This window comes from Desulfurella sp., from assembly GCF_023256235.1.
GTDB lineage: Bacteria > Campylobacterota_A > Desulfurellia > Desulfurellales > Desulfurellaceae > Desulfurella.
The window spans coordinates 5,882-8,875 of sequence record NZ_JAGDWY010000032.1 but is presented as its reverse complement, the minus strand read 5'-3'; the positions used below and the strand labels follow the sequence as shown (position 1 = coordinate 8,875).

The 2,994-nt window shown below is 33.8% G+C and carries 3 protein-coding genes; all 3 read left to right on the top strand.

Annotated elements, in window-relative coordinates; translation table 11 throughout:
* The first annotated feature begins 190 nt into the window (after positions 1 to 190).
* Positions 191 to 1,507 carry a glycosyltransferase family 1 protein gene (locus tag Q0C22_RS03245; protein ID WP_291490633.1) on the top strand — a complete coding sequence of 439 codons (1,317 nt, stop codon included), beginning with the start codon at positions 191 to 193 and terminating at the stop codon, positions 1,505 to 1,507.
* Positions 1,479 to 2,504 (top strand): GDP-mannose 4,6-dehydratase, encoded by a 1,026-nt coding sequence (gene gmd / locus Q0C22_RS03240; protein ID WP_291490632.1) that lies wholly within the window; start codon positions 1,479 to 1,481, stop codon positions 2,502 to 2,504. Before Q0C22_RS03245 ends, gmd begins: the two co-directional genes overlap by 29 nt.
* Positions 2,501 to 2,994: acyltransferase (locus tag Q0C22_RS03235; RefSeq protein ID WP_291490631.1), on the top strand; the 494-nt coding region annotated here is incomplete at its 3' end. The genes gmd and Q0C22_RS03235, both read left to right, overlap by 4 nt.

The following is a 2,994-nucleotide window of genomic DNA, read 5'->3' as shown; positions in this document are numbered from 1 at the left end:
GAGGGTAATGCCCGAAGAATAGCACCACTTTATATATGGTACTAAGTAGATCCTTCACATGCGTTCAGGATGACTAGCTTCGCTAACGCTTCAGGATGACTGACTTCGTTGCACTCAGGATGACTAAAGAACTTATTGTCTGTAGCCTTGACAAACGCCATTTGTTTGGTTTATACTCAAGTGATTTATTGTGTTTTTTGATTTGGTAAATCGCGGTGTTGGAGTGGAAAAGCCTAAAAACATTTTTATAGACTGCACAGCTACTTACTACACAGGATTAAATACCGGTATTCAAAGAGTGGTAAGAAATATAATTGCGCGGGTAGATTATATTGAAGCTAATTTTGGTATAAAGTGCACGCCCGTTATTTTAAAAGAAGGCCAATTTATATCCATATCCAAAGAAGATTTGCTAAATAAAAAACCAGACCCAAAAGTTTTAAAGGTAAAAGTTTTGCTGTCAAAAATCCTACCTTCAAAAGTTTATTTTTTTGCTAAAAATTTATATGGAAGGCTTTTTTTATTTTTTGCAAAACCTTCAATTAAAGCTAACCCAATAGTTCCTCAAAAAGGAGATATTATTCTTGGAATTGATGTTTTTTTGGAGCTTGGGTTGTTTGAGGCTATTAAAAAATACAAAAGGCAATTTGACATTTTTTTTATACTGCTGGTTTACGATATTATACCATTAATGTTTCCAAAATATTATAGAGATCAAACTCCAAAAAAATTCAAAGCAAATTTTAAAAAAACTGATGTTTTTGATGCTATTGTTACAACATCTTATGCAAATGTGTATCAAATAAAAAAATTAAGCGAAAATGAATTTAGCGGAATTTCAAAAAAACTCACAGGTGTATTTAGCTTGGGAAGCGATATAAAACCATTAACACAATCAGTAAATCACAATGAACACATTGAAGATATTGTTAAAAATTCGAAGATATTTCTTATGGTAGGCACGCTTGAACCAAGAAAAAACCACGACTTTGTATTAGATGCTTTTGAAAAGATATGGGAAAATGATTTATCAAAAAAACTTGTTATAGTAGGCAGAATTGGCTGGTTATGCGAAAATACCCTAAAAAGGATTAGATCTTCAAAATATTACAATAAGAATCTTTTTATGTTTAACTTTTTAAACGATGAAGATCTTTCTTATTTATACAAAAATGCAGCTGCAGTAATTGTAGCTTCTGTAATAGAAGGTTTTGGTTTGCCTTTGGCAGAGGCAATGTATTACAATGTGCCTGTGATTGCAAGCGATATTGATGTTTTTAGAGAAATAGGTGGAAGCTACCCTATATATTTTAATCTTTCAAGCATTGATAGTTTAGTTGATGCAATAAATAACGTAAAACCCCCAGCTGACAAAACGCAAACTATAAAACTTACAACATGGGACGACTCAGCCACTCAGCTAATAGATAAAACTCTAATTTTATATAATCAACTAAAAACAAATTCGGAGGCATTTAATGAAAAAAGCACTGATAACAGGCATTAGAGGTCAAGATGGCGCATATCTTGCAAAGCTTTTGCTGGAAAAAGGCTACAAGGTATACGGAGCAGACAGACGCAGCGGTGATTCTGGCAACTGGAGGCTAAAAGAGCTTGACATAGAGCAGGATGTAGAAATTATCTATATGGATCTTTTAGAGCTTACGAACATCCGCCATGTAATATCAAAAATCATGCCAGATGAAGTGTATAACTTGGCAGCACAAAGCTTTGTAGGTGTATCGTTTGAACAGCCGATACTAACAGCAGATATTGACGCAATAGGTGTTTTAAGACTGCTTGAGTCACTAAGAGATATAAAACCGGACACAAAGTTTTATCAGGCATCTACTTCAGAGATGTTTGGCAAAGTAAGGGAGATTCCTCAAACAGAAAACACACCTTTTTATCCCAGAAGCCCATATGCGGTATCCAAAGTTTTTGCGCACTATATAAGCGTAAACTATAGAGAAGCCTATAATATGTTTACAGCCTGCGGTATACTGTTTAACCACGAATCAGAGCTAAGAGGTCTTGAATTTGTAACAAGGAAAACCACATATGCCATAGCTCGCATAAAGCATGGTCTGCAGGATAAACTTGTCCTTGGCAACCTTGACTCAAAAAGAGACTGGGGCTATGCGCCAGAGTATGTATATGGTATGTATCTTATGCTTCAGCAGGATAAACCTGATGATTATGTTCTTGCAACGGGTGAAACGCACACAATAAGAGAATTTGTGGAAAAAGCATTTGAAATAGCAGGTTTTGATATAGAATGGTCTGGAGAAGGCATTGCTTCCAAAGGCATAGACAAAAGGACTGGAAAAGTATTGGTAGAAGTATCAAAAGATTTCTACAGACCATCAGAAGTAGAGCTCTTAATTGGCAATCCACAAAAAGCAAAAGAAAAATTAGGATGGCAATCAAATACAAAATTTGATAAATTGGTACAGATTATGATGGAAGCTGATCTAAAAAGAATTGAAAGAGAATTTAAATGACATTGAAAAACCCAAATGTATCAAGTTCAATTAAATATAGGCCAGATGTAGATGGATTAAGAGCTATTGCGGTTTTAGCAGTAATTTTATACCATGCAAATTTAATGTTGTTTTCTGGCGGCTATATTGGTGTCGATATTTTCTTTGTGATTTCTGGTTACTTAATTACATCTATAACGGTAAATGAACTTAACAAAGATAAATTCACTTTCATAAATTTTTACATAAGAAGGGTTAAAAGATTATTTCCTGCATTATTTACACTTATTATAGCTACTTTTATTTTTGGTTATTTTTACTTATTACCTGACAACTATAAAACTTTGGGTTTTTCCTCAATGTTTACTGTATTTTACCTGTCAAATATTTATTTTATGAGGTTAAAAGGTGGATACTTTGCTCCAGATGTAGATTCTTTGCCACTTATACATACATGGTCTTTAGGCGTTGAAGAGCAGTATTATTTATTCTACCCTGCTTTTTTGGTAAT